This window comes from Pseudomonas sp. FH1, assembly GCF_000510895.2.
Classification (GTDB): Bacteria; Pseudomonadota; Gammaproteobacteria; order Pseudomonadales; family Pseudomonadaceae; genus Aquipseudomonas; species Aquipseudomonas azotoformans_A.
In genome coordinates, this window is the sequence record NZ_AOHM01000125.1 from 84,332 (window position 1) to 108,458 (window position 24,127).

The window sequence follows — 24,127 nt, forward strand, 5'->3', positions numbered from 1 at the left end:
AGTTGGGGCAGGGCCGATCAACATGGCTTGTCTCGTGCTTGGTCGATTCGTTCCTGCATCGCCTGCATGACTTCTCGTGGGTGTACGACTTGGCGTTGGGGTCGTCGGCCTCACGGAGAGCTTCTTCGACCTCGCGGGTCATCCGCTCATATTCTTCTGGCCACAGCGCTTGCTCCATGCGCAGCGACGCCTGCCCCAGTAGGTGCAGACCGAACAGACGCATGTCATTGGTGGCGATGACGTGCTCTCGAATCCGCACCTGGATCACCTCATCGCCAGTTGATGCAGCTTCAACAGGTCGGTGCGCAGTTGCGGAGGCCCGCCGTCTGCGTTGTCACTCAATCGCCGCGCAGCTCGTCCACGGCATCGACTGCCCGCAGCAGTGCGGTGGTATCGAAACTCTCGGGAGTCAGTTCGTTCCAATCGTCGTCGGTGATGCTGATTGTCATGTAGCTTCTTTCCTTGTCCTGGGCAGACCCCGGCGTTACAGGCCAAGCTCGCTATGCGATCCGAGACGCACGAGTTGCAGCACGGCGTCATCCGGCTTGCGGTAAATCAACACCAGGTCGGGCTTGATGTGACAGTCCCGGTGGTCTTTCCAGTCGCCGGTGAGGGCGTGGTCACGGTGCTTCTCGGCCAGAGGCTGGTTATTCGCCAGGGCTGTGACGACGGCAATGAAATCGCTCGCCAGCGTCTGACGATGCGGGCCTTTGGCTTCGCGTTTATAATCGCGTTTGAACCGGCTGGTCTGTTCAATCGTCCGCATTCAGATCCGCCATCAGATCCTCGACGGAAGCGAACGACTTCAAGCCGCCACGGCGCGCTTCCTTCATCGCCTCGATGGTGGTGGCGTTCGGAATCAGCGGCTCGAACGGCAAGGCTTTCTCGCGGGCGACTCGGGTCAACATGATGCGGAAGGCGTCAGACACGGTGAGTCCCATCGCTGCCAGCACGACGGTCGCCTCTTCCTTGATGTGCTCGTCGATACGGGCACGGACTACAGCATTTGCGGACATGGTTTGATCCTCCAGATTGATGAGCTACATTGTAGCTCAATCCTTCCAGGAGTGCACCCAGCACACCTCGCCAGAGGCGTCTATCAAACGAAGGTTTATTGGACTGTCCGTACCATTGATGTTCACTTGTAGAAAGTGAGCCCATCGCGATGGAATACAGGATCGGTTGGTCAGGCTTTCAATGCCAGGATTCGGCGCGCACCGTTCAATACGATGAGGCCAACGACCGTACCAATCACCAAGTCTGGGTAGGGAGAGCCCGTCCACGCAACCAGCGCGCCGGCGACGATAACGCCAATGTTCGCGAGCACATCGTTGGCCGAAAAAATCCAGCTCGCTTTCATGTGTGCACCGCCTTCGCGATGGCCATAGATCATCAAGAGACAGCTGGCGTTTGCGACGAGTGCAACTAAGCCAATCCCCATCATCAGCATCGACTCAGGTTCGCTGCCATAGTGGAAGCGTCTAGCCACCTCCACGAGTACGCCCAGTGCCAACAGGATCTGAAAGAAACCCGCCAGGTGCGCAGCGCGAACTTGCAGCTGTGCACTGCGGCCGACGGCAAAGAGAGCCAAGCCATAGACGGCAGCATCCGCAAACATGTCCAGCGAGTCGGCAATAAGGCCCGTCGACTGAGCGATCAACCCTGCGCCCATCTCGATAACAAACATGGCAGCGTTGATGCCGAGCAAAATTTTCAGGGTGCTCGCCTCTTTCGACGCCGCTAATTCCTCATCAGCGCGATTGGTCGAGGCTGCTTCCTGACTAGCTGGTTGAGTCCCCAGTAGCGCTGCCCCTAGACCCAGGGACTCCAGCTTGGTAGTGATTGGGTCAACCGCCCCGTCATGGAAAGCGAGTACCTGCCTGCTGCTCAGATCAAAGGACAACGAACGAAGCTCAGGCAAGCTATTCAGCGCGAGCCGAATCATTCGCTCTTCCGAAGGGCAATCCATCTTGGGTACAGAAAAATGGCTGACCCAGGCTCCTTCGGTCGAGGGCGCGCTCGCTGCTTCAGCAGGCGCTGACACTGAACCGCAGCCACAGGATTTTTCACACGAGCTCATGATCCGCCTCTCCTATCAGGTTCAATTCTGGCAATTGAAAACCATATAGCAGGTATAGGGTCAAGCCTGGATATACTGGCTGTTTATCGAGGAGCAGCCTATGCGCATTGGTCAACTTGCACAGCTGACGGGAGCGGACATTCAGACCATTCGTTTCTATGAGCGCCAGGGCCTGCTTGCATCGCCCAATCGCCAGGCAAATGGCTACCGAGCCTACGAAGCGGATCATGTGGAGAAACTGCTGTTCATCCGCCGTTGCCGGTCCTTTGGCATGTCGTTGGACGAAATTGGTGTTTTGCAGAGCGTTCAAGCACAGCCGCAGCAACCGTGCGCGGCGGTCAATACGCTGCTTGATAGCCATATCGCCCAGGTCAGGGCCCAGATCGCATCCTTGCAAGCCCTGGAAAACCAGTTGGTGACGTTACGCAGCTGCTGCGATGACGAACGACAAAGCCTGGACTGCGGAATACTTTCGGGTCTAGTGGAGGGAGGCAAACGGCTTCCATAAGGCGCGCTAGAAAAGTGCCATTCGCTTCTGCTCAAAGCGTAGAGCTTGACCCTATAGCGGCTACAGGGTGTTCACTTGCACGATCGGCCCAGAATCATGGCCTTCCAACTGCTGCGCAAGTGAGTTCCAGATGAATACCGCCCTCCGCAATGCCATCGATGAAGCCTTTTTCCAGGCAAGGACAGCACTCCGTGAAAAGGCGCCAACCGAGGCATTCCCCTGGCTCGAGCGCGCCCACATCTTGAGCCAGCACATGCCCGTCCTGCATGCGCGGAGCCATTGGTTGATGCTAAGGGCTGGCTGGCAGTTGCGCGACTACCGGGAAATGTTCGGCCAAGCACCACGGATCATCGCTGCCGTGTTGTTCTCGAAGATCTGGGTACCGCTCGGCAATACCGGACGCGCGAGGATCAGTGCATTCGCGCCGATGCCCGTCTCACCCGGATTGCAGCGACTGTTTCAGGGAGCGAAACAATGAAATCGCCACTTGGAATGGCGCACCGTATCACTCCCGGGCTCTGGTGGACGCTATCGCTAGCCGTTGCCCTGGCCGACCAGGCGATCAAATATGTAATTGAGGGTTCGCTCTCGGTCGGCGCCGTGGTTCCTCTGACCCCAGTCTTCAATCTGGTCCATTTCTGGAATACCGGCGCAGCGTTCAGCTTCCTAGCTGACGCGGGCGGTTGGCAGCGCTACTTCTTCATTCTCCTCGCACTGGTTGTTTCGATTGGGCTCGCGTTGCTCTTGCGTAAGCCCAGGGCCAAGCTCGAAGCGCTGGGCTATAGCCTCATACTGGGAGGGGCAGTGGGGAATCTGATCGATCGCAGCTTCCGAGGCCATGTGATCGACTATCTGGATTTTTTCTGGCAATCCTGGCATTGGCCTGCATTCAACTTGGCGGACATCGGCATCGTGGGCGGTGCCGCCATGTTGCTCCTGAGCAGTGTGCTGAGTCCAAGCGCGGAACTGGACCGGGGCAGATAATGCGAAGCTCGGATGCCGCAGAAGTGGCTCGCTGGTCAGGCCATGCCTGGGTCGGCCCCGGTATCGGCGTCTTTCTCGGCCATGCCGCCCACCAGGATTGGCACCATCATCAAGCACATCAAATTGCAGTGGGGCTCGACGCCGCGATAACGGTTGAAACGCCGTTGGGTGGGCAATCTGGGGCTGCCATCTTGATTCCGGCAGGCTTGAAGCACCGGCTCAGTGCTGGGCATGTCCTGTCGATCTACCTGGATGTGCTGTCCGATGAGGCGCGTGCCTTGCGGGTGAGCGGAGCCGTGAGGCTGATGGAGATCGTAGCGGCCGATATTGCTGCGATGGTCGAGGCACTGAGGGCGTCGGGGCATTCGCCTGTCCAGTTGCAGGCGCAGGTACGTCGGCTGTTGCGGCTTGCCGATCCACCAATCCCTGATCCGCGCTTGACCAAGGTCACCGCAGCGCTGCGCGAAGGCCAAATGGGGCGTGAGGCAATGGCCGCGTTGGTGCATTTGTCACCCACGCGTTTTTCCCATTGGTTCGTGGAGCAAACCGGCCTGCCGTTGCGCAGCTATGTCAAATGGCTGCGCCTCACCCAAGCCCTGCAACACCTGGCCAAAGGGGGACGGCTGACCGAAGCCGCGCATGCGGCAGGTTTTTCCGACTCGGCGCATTTCTCCCGGACATTCAGGGCGCTGCTGGGCATCGATCCGTCCTCCGCCCTGGCTGCGGTCGATCTCCAGAAGTCATAGCTCTTTCGTTCAAGTCGAACGTCGTCCTCTGCACCTACCGTGAAGGCTCTCTACATAGGAGCTGAGCGATGTCCACTTCTCTTCGATTCGCCCTACGCTGGTTGAGCTATCCGCTCGTGTTTGGTGGCAGCGCCGCCTTCATGGTCTGGGCCTTGTACGCCGGGGTGCCGTACTGGCCCAGCACACCCTTGGTAGCCGCAGTCGGTCTATTGGCCGTCGCGGGGCTGGAGCGTATCCAGCCTTTCCGGGAGGGCTGGCTGGAGGATCACCAGGACACCCTGACCGACCTGGTGCATATGCTGGTGAATCTTTCCGTCATCCAGTTCACCGCCGAAATCCTGGCCAGGCTGGGCGATGCAGTGCCGGCTACAGTTCGTCTCTTCCCAGTCGAGAGTCCACTTTGGGTTCAGCTGCTGCTGGTCGCCGTCGTGCTCGATCTGAGCCTGTATGCCATGCACCGCATCAGCCACCACGTACCCTGGCTGTGGCGTTTTCACATGATTCACCACAGCGCCGAGCGCTTGTACTGGATGAATGGGGAGCGCCGGCATCCCCTACATGCGATGCTCATGGCTGGCCCGGGATTGGTGCTGCTGTTTGCATCCGGCGCGCCTTCGGCAGTGGTTGCCACCTGGTTCGGCATTCTGACCGTTCACTTGGGCTTTCAGCACTCGAACCTGGATTACCGGCTGGGTTGGCTGCGCCATGTCATCGGGGTGGCTGAAATTCATCGTTGGCACCACAAGCGCGACTTCGAAGATGCCCAGGTGAACTGCGGCGAATTTCTGATGGTGTGGGATCGGCTATTCGGGACGTTCTACGACAGTACAGGAAAGCAGGGCGACGCCAATGTCGGCTTGCGTGAGAGGGACTATCCCAAGGGTTACCTTGGTCAGTTGACCGAACCCTTTGGGCGAGACCGAGCCCGCACATAGCGTAGTGGGCCTCAAAGCTGTAGGCCCCATGTGTTTGCCTGGAATGATCTGGCTCGTGGGCGGAAGAGACTAGATGTTCCCGCATGCCAAGCAGACATGCGCTCTAACGAGGCAATCGATTCACTACCTATAAGCCCCGTCATTTGCAATTAATGCTGGTTGGTAGCCATGGAATGCAGGTCAGCGCGGATAAATGCAGGTTCATTCGCAGCTAATACTGGTTTGCCGGGCCGGTCAGTCGCAGTTAATTCCGGTCGAAAATCGTATTGATTGCAGGTCGGGACGTTTTCGTTTGCAAGCCGTTACAACTAGGGCTTGATAGGCCGCCGGCAGGCAGCGGGCGAGCAGGTCGAGGCAATACGCGTCGCGGCCGATCAGCACACGTCGCTTGTTTTTGCGTACCCCGTGCAGGATCACTTTGGCGGCCTGGTCGGCGTCGGTGATAAACAGCTTTTCGAAGTCGGCGCGGGCTTGCTGTTCGCTGTGGATCAGGAACCCCGTCATGTTCGCGTCGATACGGCTGCTGCGGCAGATATCGGTGCGAATACCGCCAGGGTGCACGCAAGTGGCCGATACACCGCAGCGTTGCAGGTCCAGCTCCTGGCGCAGGGATTCGGTAAAGCCGCGCACGGCAAACTTGGTGGCGTTGTAGCCGCTCATGCCCGGTTGGGCAAACAGGCCGAACACGCTGGAGGTGTTGACGATATGGCCGTCGCCAGAGGCTTTCAGGTACGGCAGAAACGCCTTGGTGCCGTAGACCACGCCCCAGAAGTTGATGCCGACGATCCATTCCAGGTCGGCGTAGTCCACACCCTCCACGGTGCTCGACAGGGCCACCCCGGCATTGTTGAACACCAGGTTGACCTGTCCGTGATCGGCCGCGCAGCGTGCAGCCCAGTCCTCCATGGCCTGGCGATCGGACACATCCAGTACCTGGGTGGTGATCAGCACAGGCGCCAGGGTCGACGTTTTGATCAGCGCCGACGTCTGTTCCAGCCCCTGGCTGTTTTTATCCGCCAGTGCCAGGTGGCAACCTTCTCGTGCCAAAGCTAATGCCAACGCGCGACCCATGCCCGACGCCGCGCCGGTAATAGCCGCCACGCGGCCGTTGAATGACTTCATGACAGGCTTCCTTCGGCAGCGGAATGGGCGGCGGGCACAGGACGGTCGGGCGCATTGATCGGCACCAGGCTGGCCACGTAATCCTTGAGCGCAAACTGGCGCGTGACCTGCTTGAAGCGCCAAGTCGAGCCGGGCCACAACGTGGTGTTCTTGCCAGTGCGAGGGTCTAGGTACCAGCTCTGGCAACCGCCGGTATTCCAGATGGTGCGCTTGAGTTTGTCTTGCAACTGTTGGTTGAAGGCGCTTTCCACGCTGGGTTTGACGTCCACACTGGCGATGCGATGCCGCTGCATTTGCTTGAGTGCATCGAGGATGTAAGTGACCTGGGCTTCGATCATCAGGATCATCGAGTTATGCCCCAGGCCGGTGTTGGGGCCGACGATCAGGAACAGGTTGGGATAGCCGGGCACCGTGGTGCCCTTGTAGGCATGGGCGCCGTCTTGCCAGGTGTCCATCAGGTCGACGCCGCCGCGCCCGATGATGCAGTCGCGGGGCAGGGGATCGGTGGCCTGGAAGCCGGTGCCGAAGATCAGGCAGTCGGCCGGGTGCTTGATACCGTCGGCGGTGATCACCCCGTCAGCTTCGATGCGCTGCACGGTGTCGGTGACCACCTCGACGTTACTGCGCGACAGCGCGGGGTAGTAGTCATTGGAGATCAGCACGCGCTTGCAGCCGATGGTGTAGTCCGGGGTCAGGGTCTTGCGCAGGGAAGGGCGCGCCACTTGTTTGTGCAGGTGGCGCAGGGCGATTTTCTGCACCATTTTCATCAGCCGTGGGTGCAGGGCAAAGCCGACCACGCGGCCTTCCAGCGCCCAATAAAAAGCGCCACGTACCAGGCGTTGGGTGAAGGGCAGATACTTGAACAACCAGCGTTCGAAAGGCGAGATCGCCCGGTCGGGCTTGGGCATGATCCAGGGTGGAGTGCGTTGGAACAAGTCCAGATGAGCCACCTGCGGCGCAATCTGCGGCACAAACTGAATGGCGCTGGCGCCGGTGCCGATCACTGCCACGCGCTTGCCCTTCAAGGAATAGTCGTGGTCCCACTGCTGTGAGTGGAAGCGCTTGCCCTTGAAACTGTCGAGCCCCGGAATATCCGGCAGCGCCGGGCGCGACAGGCCGCCCATGCCCGAGACCAGAACCCGTGCACTGACCTGGCGACCATCGCTGAAGCGCAATTGCCAGCGCTGGTGTTGCTCATCGAAGACCGCCCGCTCAAGGCCCATGCCGAAACGCAAGTAGGGCGCGAGCCCGAAACGCGTGGCGCATTGCTCCAGGTAAGCGCGGATCTCCGCTTGCGGCGCGAACTGGCGAGTCCAGTCCGGGTTGGGCGCGAAGGAAAACGAATACACGTGGGACTGCACATCGCAGGCGCAGCCCGGATAGTGGTTGTCACGCCAGGTGCCGCCGAGGGTGTCGGCCTGCTCGGCGATAAAGAAGTCGGTGAACCCGGCCTCCTTGAGCTTGATCGCCATGCACAGGCCGGCAAAGCCGGAGCCGATGATGGCGATGTCGATGGCGTCGCGCTGGGCATTCATAAGCATTCCTTCATGGGCATCGGGTGTGCTCCTTTTCTTGTTGTGTCTTTTAGATAGAACACCATTGCAAAGAAAAATTGAATTACTTATTTTAAAAAAGATTTTAAATAATCTACCTGAAAATATCGCCTACGCTAGTGCCAGGTTCCTCATGTGCGACTTGTCCGACGGACAGGCACGACGTTCAGGTCCAGGGTGTGGACGATGGCTGAGGCCTTGATCAATTCCGGTCAGGTCGCCAGCCGCAGGGATGCAGAGGACCGAGCTATGGCTGTTGAATGGGTTATCGCTGCGGCTGTATTGATAGGCGCAAGCGCCGTTTTGTGGGGATTCAGCGCGTGGATGACGCGACGGTTTGAAGCCGCCGTTCCGAACAACGGGCGCTTTGTGGAGGTGAATGGCGAGCGCTTTCATTATTACGAAGAGGGCAAGGGCCCGCCGTTGGTGATGATTCACGGGCTTATGGGCAGTAGTCGCAACCTGACGTATGCCTTGTCCGGACAATTGCGTGACCAGTTCCGTGTCATCACGCTCGACCGCCCTGGATCGGGTTATTCCACACGCCACAAAGGCACCGCTGCGGACCTGCCAGCCCAGGCGCGGCAAGTGGCGGCGTTTATCGATACGCTGGGCCTGGATAAACCCGTGGTGCTGGGGCATTCCCTGGGCGGGGCGATTTCCCTGGCGCTGGCCCTCGACCACCCCCACGCGGTGTCGGGGTTGGTGTTGGTGGCGCCACTGACCCATCCACAACCGACTTTGCCCGTGGTGTTCTGGTCACTGGCGGTGCGCCCGGCCTGGCTGCGGCGCTGGGTGTCTCACACCCTCACGGTGCCGATTGGCCTGTTGACGCGCCGCGCGGTGGTCAAAGGGGTGTTCGCACCGGACAGTGCCCCTGACGATTTCGCCACCCGTGGCGGAGGGCTGCTGGGCATGCGCCCCGATAACTTCTATGCCGCGTCCAGTGAGATCGCCCTGGTCAATGATGTCCTACCGGGCATGGTCAAGCGCTACCCGCAACTGACGCTGCCTATCAGCCTGATCTATGGCGCGCAGGACAAGGTCCTGGACTTTCGCAAGCACGGCCAGGCCCTGGCCGACAAGGTTCCGGGCCTGAAATTGCAGGTGGTGGAGGGGCGGGGGCATATGCTGCCGATCACCGCCACCGCGCGGGTGGTAGAGGCGGTGCACCACCTGGCCAAGCGTGCGCGGCCAGCGCAATCCGCTACGGTCCTGCATCCGCCCTTTGCGTTGGCAAGCAAATAGTCGTGGCACTCACTGCGGGTTGTACCGTCCGAAATGCTTGCTCTAGAGACCTGACCCAGCGGATGAAAAAGAGACTGTCCGGTCACGTAAAAAAGGCCTCGAAAAAGTAGTTGACGACCTAACGATTCCGCGCTATTTCTTTAAAAAAATATTTCAATGTTTATTTTGAAATGATTTTTGAAATGCCTAAGAGCGAATAAAAATGAAAAAAACGTCTTTTATCGCATGGTTGATTTCCTGGAGCATTCAACGCTCCCTGAACCTGTTTTGCACTGCCCAGCAACGGTGGCTGCCATGAATCAGACACTGGCAGCGCCAAGCGTATGGACCGACGGCAAGCGCCACCTGTGGTGGTTGGGCATCATGCCCTTGGCCACGCCTTTGTTGTCCGGCGCCCTGGCCATCACCACCGGTATCCAGCAACTCTGGTGGGTCGGCGTATTGGTGATCTTCGGCCTGATCCCGCTGATCGATGGTTTGCTCGGTGAAGACGTGAGCAACCCGCCCGAATCCGCCGTCAGCCACCTTGAATCGCAAAGCTACTACCGCTGGATCGTCTACACCGGCGTACTGTTTGTCATTTCGTCGGTGGTGATCACCGGTTGGCTGGCCGCTGGCGGTATCGACTGGATCATCCACGGCGGGCTGTTGCAGGCTGCCGCGAACCTGGAGCCGTCGAGTTGGCTGTCCCATGCGGCCAGCTACATCACCGCACGCACCCAGCTGCATGGCGAAGTGAGTTGGTTCACTTACCTGGGCATGGCCATGTCGACCGGCGCCGCCACCGGCATCGCGATCAACACCGCCCATGAACTGGGTCACAAGCCCAATGCGCTGGAAGTGTTCCTGGCCAAAGTCACCTTGGCGCCGACCTTCTACGGTCACTTCTACACCGAACACAACCGTGGTCACCACGTCCGTGTCGCCACGCCGGAAGATCCGGCGAGCTCGCGGCTGGGGGAGAGCTTCTGGGCCTTTCTGCCGCGCTCGGTGTGGTTCAGTGCCCGCTCGGCGTGGAACCTGGAGCGCGAACGCCTGCGCAAGGTCGGCCTGCCGGCCTGGCATTGGCAGAACGGCGTGCTCAGTGCCTGGATGTACAGCGTGGTGCTGTGGGGCGCGATGATCGCTTGGCTGGGAGCGGCAGTGATTCCGTTCCTGATTATCCAAGGCATCTACGGGTTTTCGCTGCTGGAAGTCGTGAACTATGTAGAACACTACGGGCTTAAACGTCAGAAGTTGCCCAATGGTCGTTATGAGCGTTGTTCGCCACGGCATTCATGGAACAGTAATCGGATTGTTACCAATATCTTCCTGTTTCAATTGCAACGGCACTCCGATCACCATGCCAATCCAACTCGTAGTTATCAATCGTTGCGTCATTTTGATGAGTCGCCGCAACTTCCTTATGGTTATGCGAGCATGATTGTCTGGGCCTATGTGCCTTACTTATGGCGGCGGCGCATGGACCATCGGGTACTGAATCATTATGCGGGAGATATTACGCTGACTAATCTTCAGCCCTCACAACGGTTGAAGTACCTGGAGAAGTACAGCAACAGCGCCAAGCCTTTTTAAGTTCAAGTCACACCGTTTGCGTACTCGGGGCCTGCGTGCCGCGCAGGCCTCTATCGCCCGGAAGTTTCCAATTCGATAGCCAGAAAGTTGTTTGACCCGAACAAAAATAATTAAAGGGAAGGACGTACACCATGCAAGCACCTGCCAAGTTCACCACCCATATCATTTTGGCTGCACTGGGCCTTATTGCCTATCACCAGGCCCAGGCCGCCCGTATCGAACCGGCTGGCAGTACGTTTACCGCCCAGGGCCCCATCAGCTTTTCAAAAGGTGCGCTGATCAGCGCTGATTGCACCATCAAGGTGGCCGGCAAAGTCGCGGCGGATGGCTCATCGGTGAATGTCGACAAAGTCGAATTCGACGGCGGCCTCAAGTGCAGCCGGGTCGAAGCCATCAACCTGCCTTGGGTACTGGTCGCCAAAGACACCAAGAGCGGTTCCATGTCGAAGATCAGCGTGGATGTCCATGCATTTGGCTTGGGCGGCAAATGCGGACCCTCGACCGCCGATGGCACCTGGGACAACGCCACCGGCAAGTTGGAGGCCGCCAATGTACCGATCGGCGAAGACTGCACGATCAAGACGGTATCTATCAAGATGCCACCTAACTTTAAGGTTGTTGAGTAACTACCTGATTTTATTGCGGTAATTGAATTGAGATTTGGCTGGAAAGGGAAGTTCTGCAGTTTCACCGTGACCTCTCGATCATGGCCATTACCCCTGGCGAAATGACTTCGCCATAACATGTGAGGAAAAACAATGAAAAGCTTGAAAACCCTCGTGTCGTTGACTGCTTTGACTGTTTGCATGGGCGCAGCCTCTCTGGCGAATGCCGCTTCGATCAGCCCTGAAGGTCCGTTCACCACGACTGCTGGCTCCATCGTGGTGCAGTCGCCGTCCTCATTTGGCGGCAGCGTGACCTGCGGCATTACTTTCAGCGGCACGGTCACTGGCGGTGTTGCCACCATTACCAACGCTGCCCTCACCGGCGGCGGTCTGTGTGGCTTGCCTACGCTTAAAAGCATTCCGGCACCCGGTTGGGTGCTGACTGCATCGGCGGGCACTGATGGCAAGAAGGGCAAGGTGGCTAACGTCGGCTACACCATCAAAAAAACCATCGTTATTCCGGCTACTGATTGCGGCATCTCCACCATCGACGTGGACTGGAACCCAACCACGCACACGCTGACGGCTGCCAACCAGCCTCTGAGCGGCGGCTGCAACATTGTCTCGCTGACCACCACTGCCACAGGTCTGACCGTTAACCCATAACGGGGATGGGTCACGGAACAAAGGGTTGATCACCCGCTGAAAGGCCGGTGCCTCGAAAGAGGTGCCGGCTGCCGTGGAAAGCCGGCCATGCCGGAAGCGAATAATAATAAGGAGTGCCGCATGATCACTAAGAAACAACAGGCTCGAACACTGCTGGGGCTGGCAATACTGGGGGGGCTGATGACGACTGCGCCCGTGCAGGCGGGTGGTTTCTCCACGCCGACTTACGGCGCCCCAGGCTGGGGCCGGGCGTTCGGCGGCGGTTCTCTGTTCAAGAACGATCCAAGTTCTGCGTACAACAACCCGGCCGCCATGGCGTTTGTCGACCAATCAGTGGTTCAACAAACCGTCGATTATGCGCGGATCAAGATCAAATACACGGGTAACTCCTACGATTACACCGGTGCCCCGGCCAGCAATACCGCGGTATTGCCCGATGGCAGCTTTGATCCGAGCACGGCCACCGTCAACAACAACAACGGTGGTCAGGGTGGTTTCACCGCCTGGTTGCCAACCGGGTTCCTGGTGATCCCGATCAATGACCGCTTTGCCTTCGGCCTCAGTCAGGTCGTGCCGCAAGGCATGCGTACCACGTGGGATGAGAATTCCAAGTTCCGTGACTTCGCCGTGGACACCAAGATTGAAACCGTCGGTTTGACGGGCTCGCTGTCCTTTAAGGTGCGTGACAACCTTTCGCTCGGTGGCGGCATGATCGTCCAGCGCAGCCAGGGTTTCGTCAGCCAGAACATCGACCTGTTCTCGGCCGCGTCGGTCTCTCCAGGCCTGAGCAACGGCGCGTTCCCGTCGGGCGTTGGTAGCGCGCTGATGCGGGTCAAGGTGGACAATGTGTCCGTCGGCTGGTTTGGCGGCGTGGTGTGGAAACCGACTGAGAGGGACTCATTGGGCCTGAACTATCACGCCAAAATCAAAAACAAGCTGACCGGCAAGTACAAGATCCGCGCGGATGCGCTGAACAACGGCCTGATGACAGACGATACGATCTTCGGTGATGGCAAGACGCTGGTTGAAACAGCTTATCCTGGGCTCAAGCTGTACCCCAATGGCGCCAATGCCAGCACTCAGTTGGACATTCCGGCAACCGCCGCCATCGACTGGGTACACCAGCTCAACGACCGCTGGACATTAGGCGTCAGTGCCATGTGGACGCAATGGTCTTCCTTCAAGGACCTGACGCTCAAGTCCGAAGGTTCGACGATTGTCGCCATTCCCTACAACTACAAGGACGCCTGGATGTACTCCTTGGGGGGCGATTTCAAGGCCACGGATGAGCTGACCTTGAGGGCGGGCGTAGCCTATGACCAAACCCCTACCCGCAACTCGACTCGCGACCCGCGCATCCCCGATGGTGACCGTTACTTCGCATCGCTTGGCTTTGGTTATGACATCAAGGCCATACCGGGCTTGAGTGTCGACGGTGCTTACTCGCGGCAATTTGTCGAGCAGGTCAAGCTCAAGACCGTTAACGTTGATCGCTTGGGCGGTGGGCGCCTGGATGGCAAAGTGGACAGTAAAGGCGAGGTTGTCAGTCTGTCGGCCACTTACAGGTTCTAATGCATGCGGTAGTGGAACAGGCAGTCAGCGCATCTTTCTGCTGTTTCACGCAGTTACTGCATCGACGGGTCGCCTGTGCGACCCGTTTCGATTGTCACTGAGGCATTCTCTACCTCTCGCTTCATCATCCCTCGCAAGTACTCAAGCTCCTGCCTGATTCCGTCATTGTTTCCTGAAAAAAACGATGTTTCTCCTCGCTCGGATTAGTCCTATACCGGCGCCTTCTTAGTTGCAGGAAAGTTGTTCTACCCGAACAAAAAACAATTTGAAGGGATGAACGCTAACTGTGCAACTTCCTACAAGGTTCCCCTCTCATCGGTATCGGTCATTAATTTGAAGTTTGGCCTGGCCGAGGAGTTTTGCAGTTTCACCTCAACACCTCAGTCATGGTCATTGTCCCTGGCGACTAACTCGCCTTTCTATGTGAGGAATAACAATGACGAACTTTAAAACTGTCGTATCGTTGTCTGCCTTGGCTGTTCTGATGGGGGCCGCCTCCATGGCCAATGCCTACAGCATCACCCCTGTAAACACCAACTTCACCGCACCCGGCACGATCTCGGTGAAATCGCCATCCTCCTATCAGGCTGCGGTCAATTGCGGGGCGACCTTCACCGGTAATGTCGATGCCGCTGGCGTTGCCAAAATCACTGACGTTGCCATCACGGGTGGCGGGCTTTGCAGCCTGCCCAAGATCACCGGCTTGCCATGGACGTTGACCTCGACCGGTGCTACCGCAGGTTCGGTGACCAACGTCGGATACACCATCGCGGGTTCGATTCTGTACCCCGTCTCCAATTGTGGTGCTTCCACTATCACCGCCAACTACAGCGGTGGTGTGTTGACGGCTACCAATCAATCCCTGGCAGGCAACTGCACCGGTAAGCCTGAGCGTCAAGCCAACGCCAGCGTTCACCGTTGTTCCTTGAGGATGGCGTGAATACAAGGGGCTGAGCGCCCGTTAAAAGGCAGGCGCCTCCCATGAGGCGTCTGTTGCGGCTGGCTGATTAAGAGCGCAGTAGAGGTGCCGTGTGAAGTTAAATAAACGACAGATTGAAGTGCTGCTGGGCCTGGCGTTAATGGGCGGATGGATGGTGGCCGCTCCTGTGCAGGCCGGTGGTTTCTCCACCCCGACCTATGGCGCCCCCGGTTGGGGCAGGGCCTTCGCGGGTGGCTCGCTGTTCAAGAACGATCCGAGTTCGGCGTATAACAATCCGGCTGCCATGGCGTTTGTCGACCGCAATGTTGCGCAGTTCACGGTCGATTACGCGCGCATCAACATCAAGTACAAAGGCGACGCCTATGATTATGCTGGCAAGCCGATTTCCAGCACGCCGCTGGATGACAACGGCTTTCCTGATTCCACCGCGACGACCGCGAACCACAATGACGGTGGCCAAGGGGGCTTCTCCGCCTGGCTGCCCACAGGCTTCATGGTCATGCCGCTGGGCGACCGGTTTGCCTTCGGCCTGAGCCAGGTCGTGCCCCAGGGCATGCGTTCCACCTGGGACCAGGATTCGAAACTGCGTGGGTTTGCAGTGGACACCAAAAAGCGAAACCGTGGGTTTGACCGGCGCCTTGTCGTTCAAGGTCAATGACCAGTTTTCCGTCGGCGGTGGGGTGATCGTCCAGCACAGCAAGGGGTTCGTCAGCCAGAACATCGACTTGTTGTCGGCGGCGGCGGTATCGGACTCTGAACTGGGCGGTATTGCTTTCCCGTCGGACGTCGGCGGCGCGCTGATGCGGGTCAAGGTCGACAATGTGTCAGCCGGCTGGTTTACCGGTGTGGTGTGGAAACCCACGGACAAAGACACGCTGGGGTTGAACTACCACGCCAGGATCAAGAACAAGATGACCGGCAAGTACAACATCCATGCCGATAACTTTTCCTACAACCTCATGACCCAACCAAGCCCCTTCGGCGGCAGCGGTACGCTGGTGGGCACGGCCTATCCGGGGCTTGAGCTGTTTCCGGACGGGGCCCATGCCAGCACCCGGTTGGATATCCCTGCCACCGTAGGCTTGGACTGGGTGCACCCGTTCAATGATCGGCTCACCCTGGGCGCGAGTGTGGTCTGGACGCAGTGGTCCTCGTTCAAGGACCTGACACTCAAGTCGGGTGACATCACCATCGTGTCTATTCCCTACAACTACAGGGACACCTGGATGTACTCCCTCGGTGGCGACTTCCGTGCGACCGATGAGCTGACCTTGCGTGCAGGTGTGGCCATTGACCAGACGCCAACCCGCAATTCCACCCGTGACCCGCGCATCCCGGATGGTGATCGCACCTTTGTGTCCCTCGGCGCCGGGTACGACGTGAAGGCAATCGAGGGCCTGACCCTCGACGTTGCCTATTCCCACCAGTTCGCTCAGACGGTGAAGTTGAAGACCCAGAACGTCGACCGGCTGGGGGCCGCGAGCCTCGATGGCAAGGTGAATGCGTCCGGTGATGTCGTCAGCCTGTCGGCCACCTATACGTTCTGATGTTTCAAGGCTGTATTCCCCTTTGGTGATGACTTGACCAGGCGGCTCGTTCAGCCGCCATTTTTTTGCCCAGGCACTAAATAATAATTTCAAAACAAAATTTGAATATAGTTTTCGAATTTTGTAGTGTGGCGTTACGCCGCATGTCATCCGACCTGGCGCACGTAGGCCGTACCCTGAATCGAATCGAGGTATCTCCATGGTTATCTGGTTACTGGTGGGTTTCGCAGCAGCGATCGCTCTGGCATATCGACAAGCTGTCGCCACCCTGTGGTTGGCCGCAGGCCTGATCTGGCTGGCAGCGGGTTACCTGTTCAACGTCGTGGCCGGTTTCGGCGCCACAGTCGCGGCGATACTGGTGGTGGCGCCCGCGTTGCTGATGACCATCAAACCCCTGCGCCGCACCTTGCTGACCAGCAGGGCTTTGGGCCTGTTTCGTACGATCATGCCGGCGATGTCTGACACCGAACGCGCCGCCATCGAGTCCGGCACCGTGTGGTGGGACGCCGAGCTGTTCAGCGGCAAGCCCAATTGGCAGCGTCTGCTGCAAGCCGCACCGGCCAGCCTGAGCGCAGAGGAACAAGCCTTCCTCGACAACGAAGTGGAAACCCTGTGCGACATCGCCAACGACTGGGAAACCACCCAGGTCTGGCAAGACATGTCGCCCGAAGGCTGGCAGTACACCAAGGACGCCGGGTTCCTCGGCATGATCATTCCCAAGCAATACGGCGGCAAAGGCTTCTCCCACTACGCGCACTCGCAGGTGGTGATGAAGCTGTCGACGCGCTGCTCGGCGGCCGCCATTTCGGTGATGGTGCCCAACTCCCTCGGCCCGGCCGAACTGTTGTTACATTACGGCACCGATGCCCAGCGCAATTACTACCTGCCGCGTCTGGCGCGGGGTGAAGACATCCCATGCTTTGCCCTGACCAGCCCGTATGCCGGCTCCGATGCCGGGGCGATCCCCGACCTGGGCATCGTCTGCAAAGGCACCCATGAAGGCGAGGAAGTGCTGGGCTTTCGCGTGACCTGGGACAAGCGCTACATCACCCTCGGCCCGATTGCCACGGTGCTCGGCCTGGCGTTCCGCGCAGAAGACCCGGACGGGTTGCTCGGCGCTCCGGGTTCACTCGGTATCACCTGCGCACTGATCCCAACCTCCCATCCCGGCGTCAACAGCGGCCGCCGGCATTGGCCGCTGAACGCCGTCTTCCAGAACGGTCCTACCACCGGCAAGGATGTGTTCATTCCGCTGGAGTGGGTGATCGGCGGCCGCGAGCAAGTCGGCAACGGCTGGCGCATGTTGATGGAATGCCTGGCGGCCGGCCGTGCGATTTCCCTGCCGTCGGCCAACGTTGGCCTGGGCAAGGTGGCGGTGCGCGGCACCACCGCCTATGCCGCGATGCGCAAACAGTTCGGCCTGCCCATCGGCAAATTCGAAGGCGTGCAGGCGCCCCTGGCGCGCATGGCCGGGCACCTGTATGCCTGTGATGCGGTGCGCAAGGTGTCGGTGGCGTCCCTGGACGCGGGTGAGAAACCCTCGGTGATCTCGGCGATTGCCAAGTACCACGTCACCGAGCGCGCGCGGATCATCGTCAATGACGGCATGGACATCGTTGCCGGCAAGGGCATCTGCATGGGCCCCAACAACTTCCTGGCCCGTGCCTACCAGCAAAGCCCCATCGCCATCACCGTGGAAGGCGCGAACATCATGACGCGCTGCCTGATCATCTTTGGCCAGGGCCTGATCCGTTGCCATCCTTATGTGTTCCGCGAAATGGAAGCAGCGCGTAACCCGGACCGACGTAAAGCGCTGGAAGCCTTCGACAGTGCCATGTTTGGCCATGTGAGCTTTGTGCTGGCCAATACCGTCCGAGCGGCGGTGCATTCCCTGACAGGCGGGCGGTTGATTTCCGTTCCGGCCAAGACCGACCCTGCGCTGGCGTCTTACTACCGCCAGGCCAATCGTCTGTCAGTGGTACTCGCGCTGATTTCAGACATTTCCATGGGCGTACTGGGCGGTGCGCTCAAGCGCAAGGAAAGTATCACCGGGCGTTTGGGCGATATTCTGTCGCAACTGTACATCCTGTCCTGCGTGCTCAAGCGGTTTGAAGACGACGGCCGGCCCCAGGCGGACCTGCCGTTGGTGCACTGGGCGGCGCAGGATGCATTGCTGCGGGCCCACGAAGCACTGGCGGAAGTGCTCGATAACTACCCCTCGAAACCCGCTGCGGCGGTGCTACGTGGCCTGACATTCCCGTTCGGGATTCCACTGCGCAAACCGTCGGACCGTCTGCTGGCCCAGGTGGCCGACGTGGTGCAGACCCCGGGCGAAACCCGCGACCGCTTGTTGGCCAACTCTTACATCCCACGTCCGGAAATCGACAAGTTGGCCTACGGCGAACTGGGTTTCCGTCTGCTGCCCCAAGTCGAGCTGATCGACGCCCGGCTCAAGCCCGCCGTGAAGCAGGGCCTGATCGAGCCGATGCCGATCTCCGCCACGGCCTTCACCGCTTGGCGCGTCAAGGCGCGGGCGCTGGACCTGATCAGCGACGACGAAGACACCTTGCTCGGCCGCTACGTGGAATACGCGGACCACGGCATCCAGGTGGACGACTTCCCGCAGGACTTCGGCTTGCTGGAGGCGTTGCAGCAGCGCAAGCAAGCGCTGGAGCCGACGGCGAAACGTCGTACCAGCCAAAGCGAAAACGCCTCGGTCAATTAGCCAACACCGTGTTGTGAGTGAATCTATCAATGAGTGACAGCTACCTTTCCTTCGTCAATTCCTCTTGGGGCCGTCGCCTGGCGCAAGCCATCGGCTTGCCGCAGCCCCTGCCACTGCAACGCCACCGCAGCGGCCAGCAGGGCTTGGTCAACCCGGTGATCATCGCCGGGGCAGGGCGCCTGGCCGCCGAGGTACGGCGGATTTTCGCGGCCACCGATACCGTTGCCGCCACCCCGGCGACGCTCAAGGCACCGTCCACGGTGAAAGTGCAAGGCGCCGTGTTTGACGCCAGTGCCGTGGCCGACCTGCAACAGTTGGACGAGCTGTATGTGTTCTTCCACGCCAACGCCAAGCGCCTTGGCCACCATGGCCGCGTCGTGGTGCTCGGCACCGCGCCGGAACATTGCCAGGATTTGCCCCAGGCCATCGCCCAACGCGCCCTTGAAGGCTTGGTGCGCTCGCTGGCCAAGGAGCTGCGCCGGGCGATCACGGTGCAGTTGATCTACGTGGCGCCGGGTGCCGAAGACGCGCTGGACAGCAGCTTGCGTTTCTTCCTGTCGCGCCGTTCGGCCTATGTGTCGGGGCAAGTGGTGCGCCTGGAAAAACCGGTGGACGGCCACGTCACGGTCAATTGGGACAAACCCTTCGCCGGCCGTCGCGCCCTGGTCACCGGCGCCTCCCGTGGCATCGGCCTGGCGATCGCCCAGGTATTGGCGCGGGACGGCGCCCATGTGGTGTGCGTGGACGTGCCCCATGCCCAGGCAGCGTTGCAACAGGCGGCGGACAGCGTCGGCGGTTCGGCGCTGCCCCTGGACATCACCGCGCTGGACGCGGCCGCACTGTTGCAGGCCCACGTCAGCCAATACGGCGCCTTTGACGTGGTGGTGCACAACGCCGGCATCACCCGCGACAAGACCATCGCCAAAATGACTGAGGCCGCCTGGCGTAGCGTGCTGGCGGTTAACCTCGAAGCGCCTTTGCAGCTCAGCGAGGCATTGTTGGACAGTCAAGGCCTCAAACCGGGAGGGCGAATTGTCTGTGTCTCGTCGATTTCCGGTATCGCCGGCAACCTCGGGCAAAGCAATTACGCCACCTCCAAGGCCGGTGTGATCGGCCTGGTGCAGGGCCTGGCACCGCGTGCATCGCCGCAGCAGGTGACGGTGAATGCAGTGGCGCCGGGGTTCATCGAAACCCAGATGACCGCCAAGATCCCGCTGATGATCCGTGAGGCTGGGCGGCGCATGAATTCGCTGTCCCAGGGCGGCCAGCCGATCGACGTGGCCGAGACCATTGCCTGGCTGGCGCATCCGGCATCCGGCGGGGTCAACGGCCAAGTCGTACGGGTGTGCGGCCAAAGTCTGCTGGGAGCCTGAGCCATGGACTACGTGACGCAGATCATTGATCCGCCGCCTTCACGCAGCCGCTTGCTGCTGGATGGCGTGCGCGCCCTGCGTAAACCCAAGCTAGACGGTGCGCCTGTGCTGCCCAAGGAGCGCCTGGTGCGCTCGGCGGTGGGGTTGTCTGCCGCCGACATCGCCGCCTATGGCCGTGCCTGTGGTTTTCGCCGCGAGCAGGGCGTGCCGTTGTCCTATCCCCACGTGCTGGCGTTCCCTTTGCACTTGATGCTGCTGACCCGCCCCAGCTTTCCGTACCCGGCCAGCGGCATGGTGCACCTGGCCAATCGCATCCGTCAGCACCAGCGCTTGCACGAAGACCAGGCGTTGCGCATTGAGGTGTATTGCGAGCGTTGGGTCGCCCATCCCAAGGGCCAGGCATTGAGCATCGCCACTCGTGCCTACGGTGCCGACACGCTGGTATGGGAAAGCGACAGCCTGTACCTGCGCCGGGACGTCAAGGACCCGGTTGGCGAACCGTGGGGTGACGCGTTGTCGCTGCAGGAAGAAGGCTTGTTACGCACCCAGCGCTGGGTGCTGCCCGCCGACCTGGGCCGACGTTTTGCCAAGGTCTCAGGGGATTTCAACCCGATTCACACCTCGGTGATCGGCGCCAAGCTGTTCGGCTTTCGCCGTGCCATCGCCCATGGCATGTGGGCCCTGGGCCGCGCGCTCGCCGCCCAGCAACCGCCCGGTGGCCTGGACCAGGCCGAGGCCCATTGTGACTTCAAGCTGCCGATCTTCCTGCCCGGCCAGGTCGCGCTGTGGAGCCATCCGGTGACTGGCCCGCGCCGCGAATTCGAAGTGGGCAATTTTGCCGGTGACAAACCCCATATGCGTGGCCTTTTCATCTGGAAAGAGAACCTGGAATGAGTGACTACAGCTTCAACCCGGCCCCGGTCCGTCGTGTGGCGATCATCGGCGGCAACCGCATCCCGTTTGCTCGCTCCAACACGGTGTACGCCCACGACAGCAACCAGGACCTGCTGGTCGCCGCGCTGCAAGGGCTGGTCGACCGTTACAACCTGCACGGCCTACGCCTCGGTGAGTTTGCCGCTGGCGCGGTGATCAAGCACTCGCGGGATTTCAACCTGGCGCGTGAGTCGTTGCTGTCCACCACCTTGTCGCCGGATACGCCGGCCTACGATGTGCAGCAAGCCTGCGGCACCGGGCTGGAAGCGGCGTTGCTGGTGGCGAACAAGATTGCCCTCGGCCAGATCGAGGTGGGCATTGCCGGGGGGGCCGACACCACCTCTGACGCGCCCATCGGCATTAATGAATCCCTGCGCCACACCTTGCTCGCGGCCAATCGTGCCAAGGGCATGGGCGACAAGCTGAAGACGTTGCTCAAGGTCCGGCCGTCGATGTTCTTCAAGCCGTTGCTGCCGCGCAACGGCGAGCCGCGCACCGGCCTATCCATGGGTGAGCACTGCGAAGAAATGGCCAAGCGCTGGCAGATCAAGCGCCTGGCCCAGGATGAGCTGACCCTCACCAGCCACCAGCGCCTGGCGGCGGCCTACCAACGCGGCTTCTTCGACGACCTGATCAGCCCCCATCGCGGCCTGACCAGGGACAACAACCTGCGCGCCGATGCCAGCCTGGAAAAACTCGCCGGCCTGTCTCCAGCCTACGACCGCCAGAACGGCACCCTTACCGCCGGTAACTCCACTCCGTTGACCGACGGCGCCTCGGTGGTGCTGCTGGCCAGTGAAGAGTGGGCCGCCGCCAACGGCTGGCCGGTGCTCGCTAACCTGCGTACCGGCGAAACCGCAGCGGTGAATTTTGTCGACGGCACCGAAGGCTTGCTGATGGCCCCGGCCTACGCCGTGCCGCGCATGCTTAAACGCGAAGGCCTGAGCTTCAAGGACTTCGACTTCTTCGAGATCCACGAAGCCTTTGCCGCCCAGGTGTTGTGCACGCTCAAGGCCTGGGAAGACCCGGATTATTGCCGCGAACGTCTTGGCTTGGAGGCGCCGCTGGGCACCATTGATCGCGCGAAGATGAACGTCAACGGTGGCTCGCTGGGCTGCGGCCATCCCTTTGCCGCCACGGGAGGCAGGCAGTTGGCGGCGTTGGCCAAGATCATCCATGAGAACGGCGGCGGGCGCGGCCTGATTTCCATCTGCGCGGCGGGCGGGCTGGGCATTACCGCCATCGTCGAAAAGTAGCTCTATCAAAAACAACAACAAGGAGACTGCCATGAACGCTGTAAGCCTGGAACACACCGAACGGATCTGGTTGAACGCTTACCTGCCCGGCGTCCCGGCAGATATCGACGCCGCTATCGAGGACTACCCTTCGCTGCGCGAGGTGTTCCTGGAGCACCTGGAGAAGTTTCGCGAACGGGTGGCGTACGTCAGCATCGGCACCGAAATGACCTACGCCGACTGGCAGGTGCAAGGCTATGCCTTTGCCGCCTGGCTGCAGGGGCAGGGCGTCAAGAAGGGTGATCGTGTTGCGCTGATGATGCCCAACTGCTTGCAGTATCCGATTTGCCTGTTGGGTACGATCCTGGCCGGCGCGGTGGTGGTCAACGTCAACCCGCTGTACACCTCCCATGAGCTCAAGCACCTGCTCAAGGACAGCGGCGCGGAAACCGTGGTGATCTTCGAGAATTTCGCCCACACCCTGGAGAAAGTCATCACCGGCAGCAGCGTCAAGCGCGTGGTGATCGCGGCCATCGGCGATTTGCTGGGGACGTTCAAGGGCGCCGCGATGAACTTCATCCTGCGTAGCGTGCAAAAGCAGGTGCCAGCGTTCAATCTGCGCGGCTCGCTGCGCTTCAACCAGGTGCTGAAACAGGGACGGGCGCTCACTCATTTCCCGGTGGAGATGCACCTCGACGACCTGGCCTTCCTGCAATACACCGGCGGCACTACCGGCGATGCCAAGGGTGTGATGCTCAGTCACCGCAATATCATCGCCAACCTGCTGCAAGCCAAGGCTTGGGTCGGTGATCAGTTGGACCAGGACAAGCAAGAAACCAACGTCACCTTGCTGCCGCTGTACCACATCTTTTCCCTGACGGTGAACTGCCTGATGTTCATGTGCCTGGGAGGGCGCAACATCCTGATCGCCAACCCACGGGACGTGAAACGCGTGCAGATGATCCTGCGCAAGGAGCGCTTCAACGGGATTGCCGGGGTCAACACCTTGTTTAACGGCCTGCTCGAGAACAAGGAGTTCTGCGCACGGGACTTTTCCGACCTGCGCATGGTGATCGCCGGCGGCATGGCCACGCACACGGCGGTGGCCAAGCGCTGGAAGGAAGTCACCGGGCTGCCGATCATCGAAGGCTACGGCCTCACCGAATGTTCGCCGGTGGTGAGCATCAGCCCGATCAACATTGCACGCATGCGCGAGATGGAATTCACCGGCAGCATCGGCGTGCCATTGCCCTCGACCTGGGTGCGGTTTGTGCGCGAAGACGGTGAGTTGGCTGAGATTGGCGAACAGGGCGAACTGCAAGTGCGCGGGCCACAGGTGATGCAGGGCTACTGGAAACGACCGGAGGCCACTGCCGAAGTGCTGGATGCCGAGGGGTGGTTGTCGACCGGTGATATCGGCGTGATGGACACGCGTGGTTATATCCGCCTGGTGGACCGCAAGAAGGACATGATCCTGGTCTCCGGCTTCAACGTGTACCCCAATGAAATCGAGGACGTGGTAGCGCTGCACCCTGGCGTGGCCGAAGTGGCGGCCATTGGTGTAGAAGATGGCGTGACCGGGGAGAAGGTCAAGATCATCGTGGTGCGCAAGGACCCGAGCCTGACCCAGGAGCAGATTCTTGCGCATTGCCGGGAGTACCTGACGGGGTACAAGGTACCCAGGTACGTGGAGTTCCGCACCACTGAGTTACCGAAGACCACCGTCGGTAAAGTCCTGCGCCGGGCACTGCGCTAGACTTCTCTTTTTGTGGTGAGCGAG

20 protein-coding genes and 3 pseudogenes are annotated in these 24,127 nt (G+C 60.2%); 17 read left to right on the forward strand and 6 right to left on the reverse strand.

Annotation, left to right across the window (positions count from 1 at the left end; genetic code table 11):
* Nucleotides 1-17: 17 nt before the first annotated feature.
* From H096_RS26935 to H096_RS26955, 4 genes and pseudogenes are all read right to left on the reverse strand, one after another.
* A pseudogene (locus H096_RS26935) lies at nt 18-265 on the reverse strand (hypothetical protein); the annotation flags it as partial.
* A 219-nt stretch (nt 266-484) separates the two neighbouring features.
* On the reverse strand, nt 485-766 hold the full coding sequence (locus H096_RS26945) for a type II toxin-antitoxin system YafQ family toxin (RefSeq protein WP_011282522.1): 282 nt from the start codon (nt 764-766) through the stop codon (nt 485-487).
* Nucleotides 753-1,016 carry a type II toxin-antitoxin system RelB/DinJ family antitoxin gene (locus tag H096_RS26950; protein ID WP_020303033.1) on the reverse strand — a complete coding sequence of 88 codons (264 nt, stop codon included), beginning with the start codon at nt 1,014-1,016 and terminating at the stop codon, nt 753-755. The genes H096_RS26945 and H096_RS26950 overlap by 14 nt, the downstream gene beginning before the upstream one ends.
* A gap of 170 nt (nt 1,017-1,186) precedes the next feature.
* Nucleotides 1,187-2,083: a cation transporter gene (locus tag H096_RS26955; protein ID WP_085986662.1), complete on the reverse strand. Its 897-nt coding sequence runs from the start codon at nt 2,081-2,083 to the stop codon at nt 1,187-1,189.
* Nucleotides 2,084-2,180: 97 nt separating this feature from the next.
* On the opposite strand from H096_RS26955, the gene cadR reads away from it, so the two are divergent.
* The 5 genes from cadR to H096_RS26980 all read left to right on the forward strand — a co-directional run bounded on the left by cadR (nt 2,181) and on the right by H096_RS26980 (nt 5,253).
* A complete protein-coding gene (cadR, locus tag H096_RS26960; RefSeq protein ID WP_024015046.1) occupies nt 2,181-2,588 on the forward strand; it encodes a Cd(II)/Pb(II)-responsive transcriptional regulator in 408 nt (135 codons plus the stop codon).
* A gap of 130 nt (nt 2,589-2,718) precedes the next feature.
* Nucleotides 2,719-3,066 carry a DUF3703 domain-containing protein gene (locus tag H096_RS26965; RefSeq protein WP_024015047.1) on the forward strand — a complete coding sequence of 116 codons (348 nt, stop codon included), beginning with the start codon at nt 2,719-2,721 and terminating at the stop codon, nt 3,064-3,066.
* Nucleotides 3,063-3,572 carry a signal peptidase II gene (lspA, locus tag H096_RS26970; RefSeq protein ID WP_003452327.1) on the forward strand — a complete coding sequence of 170 codons (510 nt, stop codon included), beginning with the start codon at nt 3,063-3,065 and terminating at the stop codon, nt 3,570-3,572. Before H096_RS26965 ends, lspA begins: the two co-directional genes overlap by 4 nt.
* Entirely contained in the window at nt 3,572-4,318 is a 747-nt protein-coding gene (locus tag H096_RS26975) for an AraC family transcriptional regulator (RefSeq protein ID WP_024015048.1), read from the forward strand. The genes lspA and H096_RS26975 overlap by 1 nt, the downstream gene beginning before the upstream one ends.
* Before the next feature lie 68 nt (nt 4,319-4,386).
* Nucleotides 4,387-5,253: a sterol desaturase family protein gene (locus tag H096_RS26980; protein ID WP_024015049.1), complete on the forward strand. Its 867-nt coding sequence runs from the start codon at nt 4,387-4,389 to the stop codon at nt 5,251-5,253.
* Nucleotides 5,254-5,487: 234 nt separating this feature from the next.
* Here H096_RS26980 and H096_RS26985 read toward each other — a convergent pair whose 3' ends face one another.
* A complete protein-coding gene (locus H096_RS26985; protein ID WP_033902377.1) occupies nt 5,488-6,375 on the reverse strand; it encodes an SDR family NAD(P)-dependent oxidoreductase in 888 nt (295 codons plus the stop codon).
* Entirely contained in the window at nt 6,372-7,910 is a 1,539-nt protein-coding gene (locus H096_RS26990) for an NAD(P)/FAD-dependent oxidoreductase (protein WP_033902378.1), read from the reverse strand. Before H096_RS26990 ends, H096_RS26985 begins: the two co-directional genes overlap by 4 nt.
* Nucleotides 7,911-8,114: 204 nt before the next feature.
* Here H096_RS26990 and H096_RS26995 point away from each other — a divergent pair, with 204 nt between their 5' ends.
* The 12 genes and pseudogenes from H096_RS26995 to H096_RS27050 all read left to right on the forward strand — a co-directional run bounded on the left by H096_RS26995 (nt 8,115) and on the right by H096_RS27050 (nt 24,103).
* A complete protein-coding gene (locus H096_RS26995; protein WP_082461884.1) occupies nt 8,115-9,176 on the forward strand; it encodes an alpha/beta hydrolase in 1,062 nt (353 codons plus the stop codon).
* Nucleotides 9,177-9,470: 294 nt separating this feature from the next.
* Nucleotides 9,471-10,751 carry an alkane 1-monooxygenase gene (locus H096_RS27000; RefSeq protein WP_033902380.1) on the forward strand — a complete coding sequence of 427 codons (1,281 nt, stop codon included), beginning with the start codon at nt 9,471-9,473 and terminating at the stop codon, nt 10,749-10,751.
* A gap of 131 nt (nt 10,752-10,882) precedes the next feature.
* Nucleotides 10,883-11,377, forward strand: coding sequence for an alkane oxidation protein activator PraA (gene praA, locus H096_RS27005; RefSeq protein WP_033902381.1), 495 nt, complete (start codon nt 10,883-10,885; stop codon nt 11,375-11,377).
* Nucleotides 11,378-11,509: 132 nt separating this feature from the next.
* The gene (praB, locus tag H096_RS27010; RefSeq protein WP_033902382.1) at nt 11,510-12,022 is read left to right on the forward strand and encodes an alkane oxidation protein activator PraB; all 513 of its coding nucleotides are present in this window, start codon (nt 11,510-11,512) and stop codon (nt 12,020-12,022) included.
* A 120-nt stretch (nt 12,023-12,142) separates the two neighbouring features.
* The gene (locus tag H096_RS27015; protein WP_033902383.1) at nt 12,143-13,594 is read left to right on the forward strand and encodes an outer membrane protein transport protein; all 1,452 of its coding nucleotides are present in this window, start codon (nt 12,143-12,145) and stop codon (nt 13,592-13,594) included.
* 436 nt (nt 13,595-14,030) lie between these two features.
* Nucleotides 14,031-14,523, forward strand: a pseudogene (gene praB / locus H096_RS27020) (alkane oxidation protein activator PraB).
* A gap of 102 nt (nt 14,524-14,625) precedes the next feature.
* Nucleotides 14,626-16,081 (forward strand): annotated as a pseudogene (locus tag H096_RS27025) (outer membrane protein transport protein).
* A 199-nt stretch (nt 16,082-16,280) separates the two neighbouring features.
* A complete protein-coding gene (locus tag H096_RS27030) occupies nt 16,281-18,806 on the forward strand; it encodes an acyl-CoA dehydrogenase (RefSeq protein WP_033902384.1) in 2,526 nt (841 codons plus the stop codon).
* Between the two features lie 29 nt (nt 18,807-18,835).
* Nucleotides 18,836-20,179, forward strand: a complete 1,344-nt coding sequence (locus H096_RS27035) for a 3-oxoacyl-ACP reductase (RefSeq protein ID WP_033902385.1) — start codon at nt 18,836-18,838, stop codon at nt 20,177-20,179.
* Between the two features lie 3 nt (nt 20,180-20,182).
* Nucleotides 20,183-21,073 carry a MaoC/PaaZ C-terminal domain-containing protein gene (locus H096_RS27040; protein ID WP_033902386.1) on the forward strand — a complete coding sequence of 297 codons (891 nt, stop codon included), beginning with the start codon at nt 20,183-20,185 and terminating at the stop codon, nt 21,071-21,073.
* Nucleotides 21,070-22,368, forward strand: coding sequence for an acetyl-CoA C-acetyltransferase (locus tag H096_RS27045; protein WP_033902387.1), 1,299 nt, complete (start codon nt 21,070-21,072; stop codon nt 22,366-22,368). The genes H096_RS27040 and H096_RS27045 overlap by 4 nt, the downstream gene beginning before the upstream one ends.
* A 31-nt stretch (nt 22,369-22,399) precedes the next feature.
* A complete protein-coding gene (locus H096_RS27050; protein WP_033902388.1) occupies nt 22,400-24,103 on the forward strand; it encodes an AMP-binding protein in 1,704 nt (567 codons plus the stop codon).
* Nucleotides 24,104-24,127 lie beyond the last annotated feature (24 nt).

Bases quoted from the DNA above. Each gene is read 5' to 3' on its own strand.
- H096_RS26945 (WP_011282522.1), bottom strand. From the start codon at position 766: ATGCGGACGATTGAACAGACCAGCCGGTTCAAACGCGATTATAAACGC.
- H096_RS26950 (WP_020303033.1), bottom strand. From the start codon at position 1,016: ATGTCCGCAAATGCTGTAGTCCGTGCCCGTATCGACGAGCACATCAAG.
- cadR (WP_024015046.1), top strand. From the start codon at position 2,181: ATGCGCATTGGTCAACTTGCACAGCTGACGGGAGCGGACATTCAGACC.
- H096_RS26965 (WP_024015047.1), top strand. From the start codon at position 2,719: ATGAATACCGCCCTCCGCAATGCCATCGATGAAGCCTTTTTCCAGGCA.
- lspA (WP_003452327.1), top strand. From the start codon at position 3,063: ATGAAATCGCCACTTGGAATGGCGCACCGTATCACTCCCGGGCTCTGG.
- H096_RS26975 (WP_024015048.1), top strand. From the start codon at position 3,572: ATGCGAAGCTCGGATGCCGCAGAAGTGGCTCGCTGGTCAGGCCATGCC.
- H096_RS26980 (WP_024015049.1), top strand. From the start codon at position 4,387: ATGTCCACTTCTCTTCGATTCGCCCTACGCTGGTTGAGCTATCCGCTC.
- H096_RS26985 (WP_033902377.1), bottom strand. From the start codon at position 6,375: ATGAAGTCATTCAACGGCCGCGTGGCGGCTATTACCGGCGCGGCGTCG.
- H096_RS26990 (WP_033902378.1), bottom strand. From the start codon at position 7,910: ATGAATGCCCAGCGCGACGCCATCGACATCGCCATCATCGGCTCCGGC.
- H096_RS26995 (WP_082461884.1), top strand. From the start codon at position 8,115: ATGGCTGAGGCCTTGATCAATTCCGGTCAGGTCGCCAGCCGCAGGGAT.
- H096_RS27000 (WP_033902380.1), top strand. From the start codon at position 9,471: ATGAATCAGACACTGGCAGCGCCAAGCGTATGGACCGACGGCAAGCGC.
- praA (WP_033902381.1), top strand. From the start codon at position 10,883: ATGCAAGCACCTGCCAAGTTCACCACCCATATCATTTTGGCTGCACTG.
- praB (WP_033902382.1), top strand. From the start codon at position 11,510: ATGAAAAGCTTGAAAACCCTCGTGTCGTTGACTGCTTTGACTGTTTGC.
- H096_RS27015 (WP_033902383.1), top strand. From the start codon at position 12,143: ATGATCACTAAGAAACAACAGGCTCGAACACTGCTGGGGCTGGCAATA.
- H096_RS27030 (WP_033902384.1), top strand. From the start codon at position 16,281: ATGGTTATCTGGTTACTGGTGGGTTTCGCAGCAGCGATCGCTCTGGCA.
- H096_RS27035 (WP_033902385.1), top strand. From the start codon at position 18,836: ATGAGTGACAGCTACCTTTCCTTCGTCAATTCCTCTTGGGGCCGTCGC.
- H096_RS27040 (WP_033902386.1), top strand. From the start codon at position 20,183: ATGGACTACGTGACGCAGATCATTGATCCGCCGCCTTCACGCAGCCGC.
- H096_RS27045 (WP_033902387.1), top strand. From the start codon at position 21,070: ATGAGTGACTACAGCTTCAACCCGGCCCCGGTCCGTCGTGTGGCGATC.
- H096_RS27050 (WP_033902388.1), top strand. From the start codon at position 22,400: ATGAACGCTGTAAGCCTGGAACACACCGAACGGATCTGGTTGAACGCT.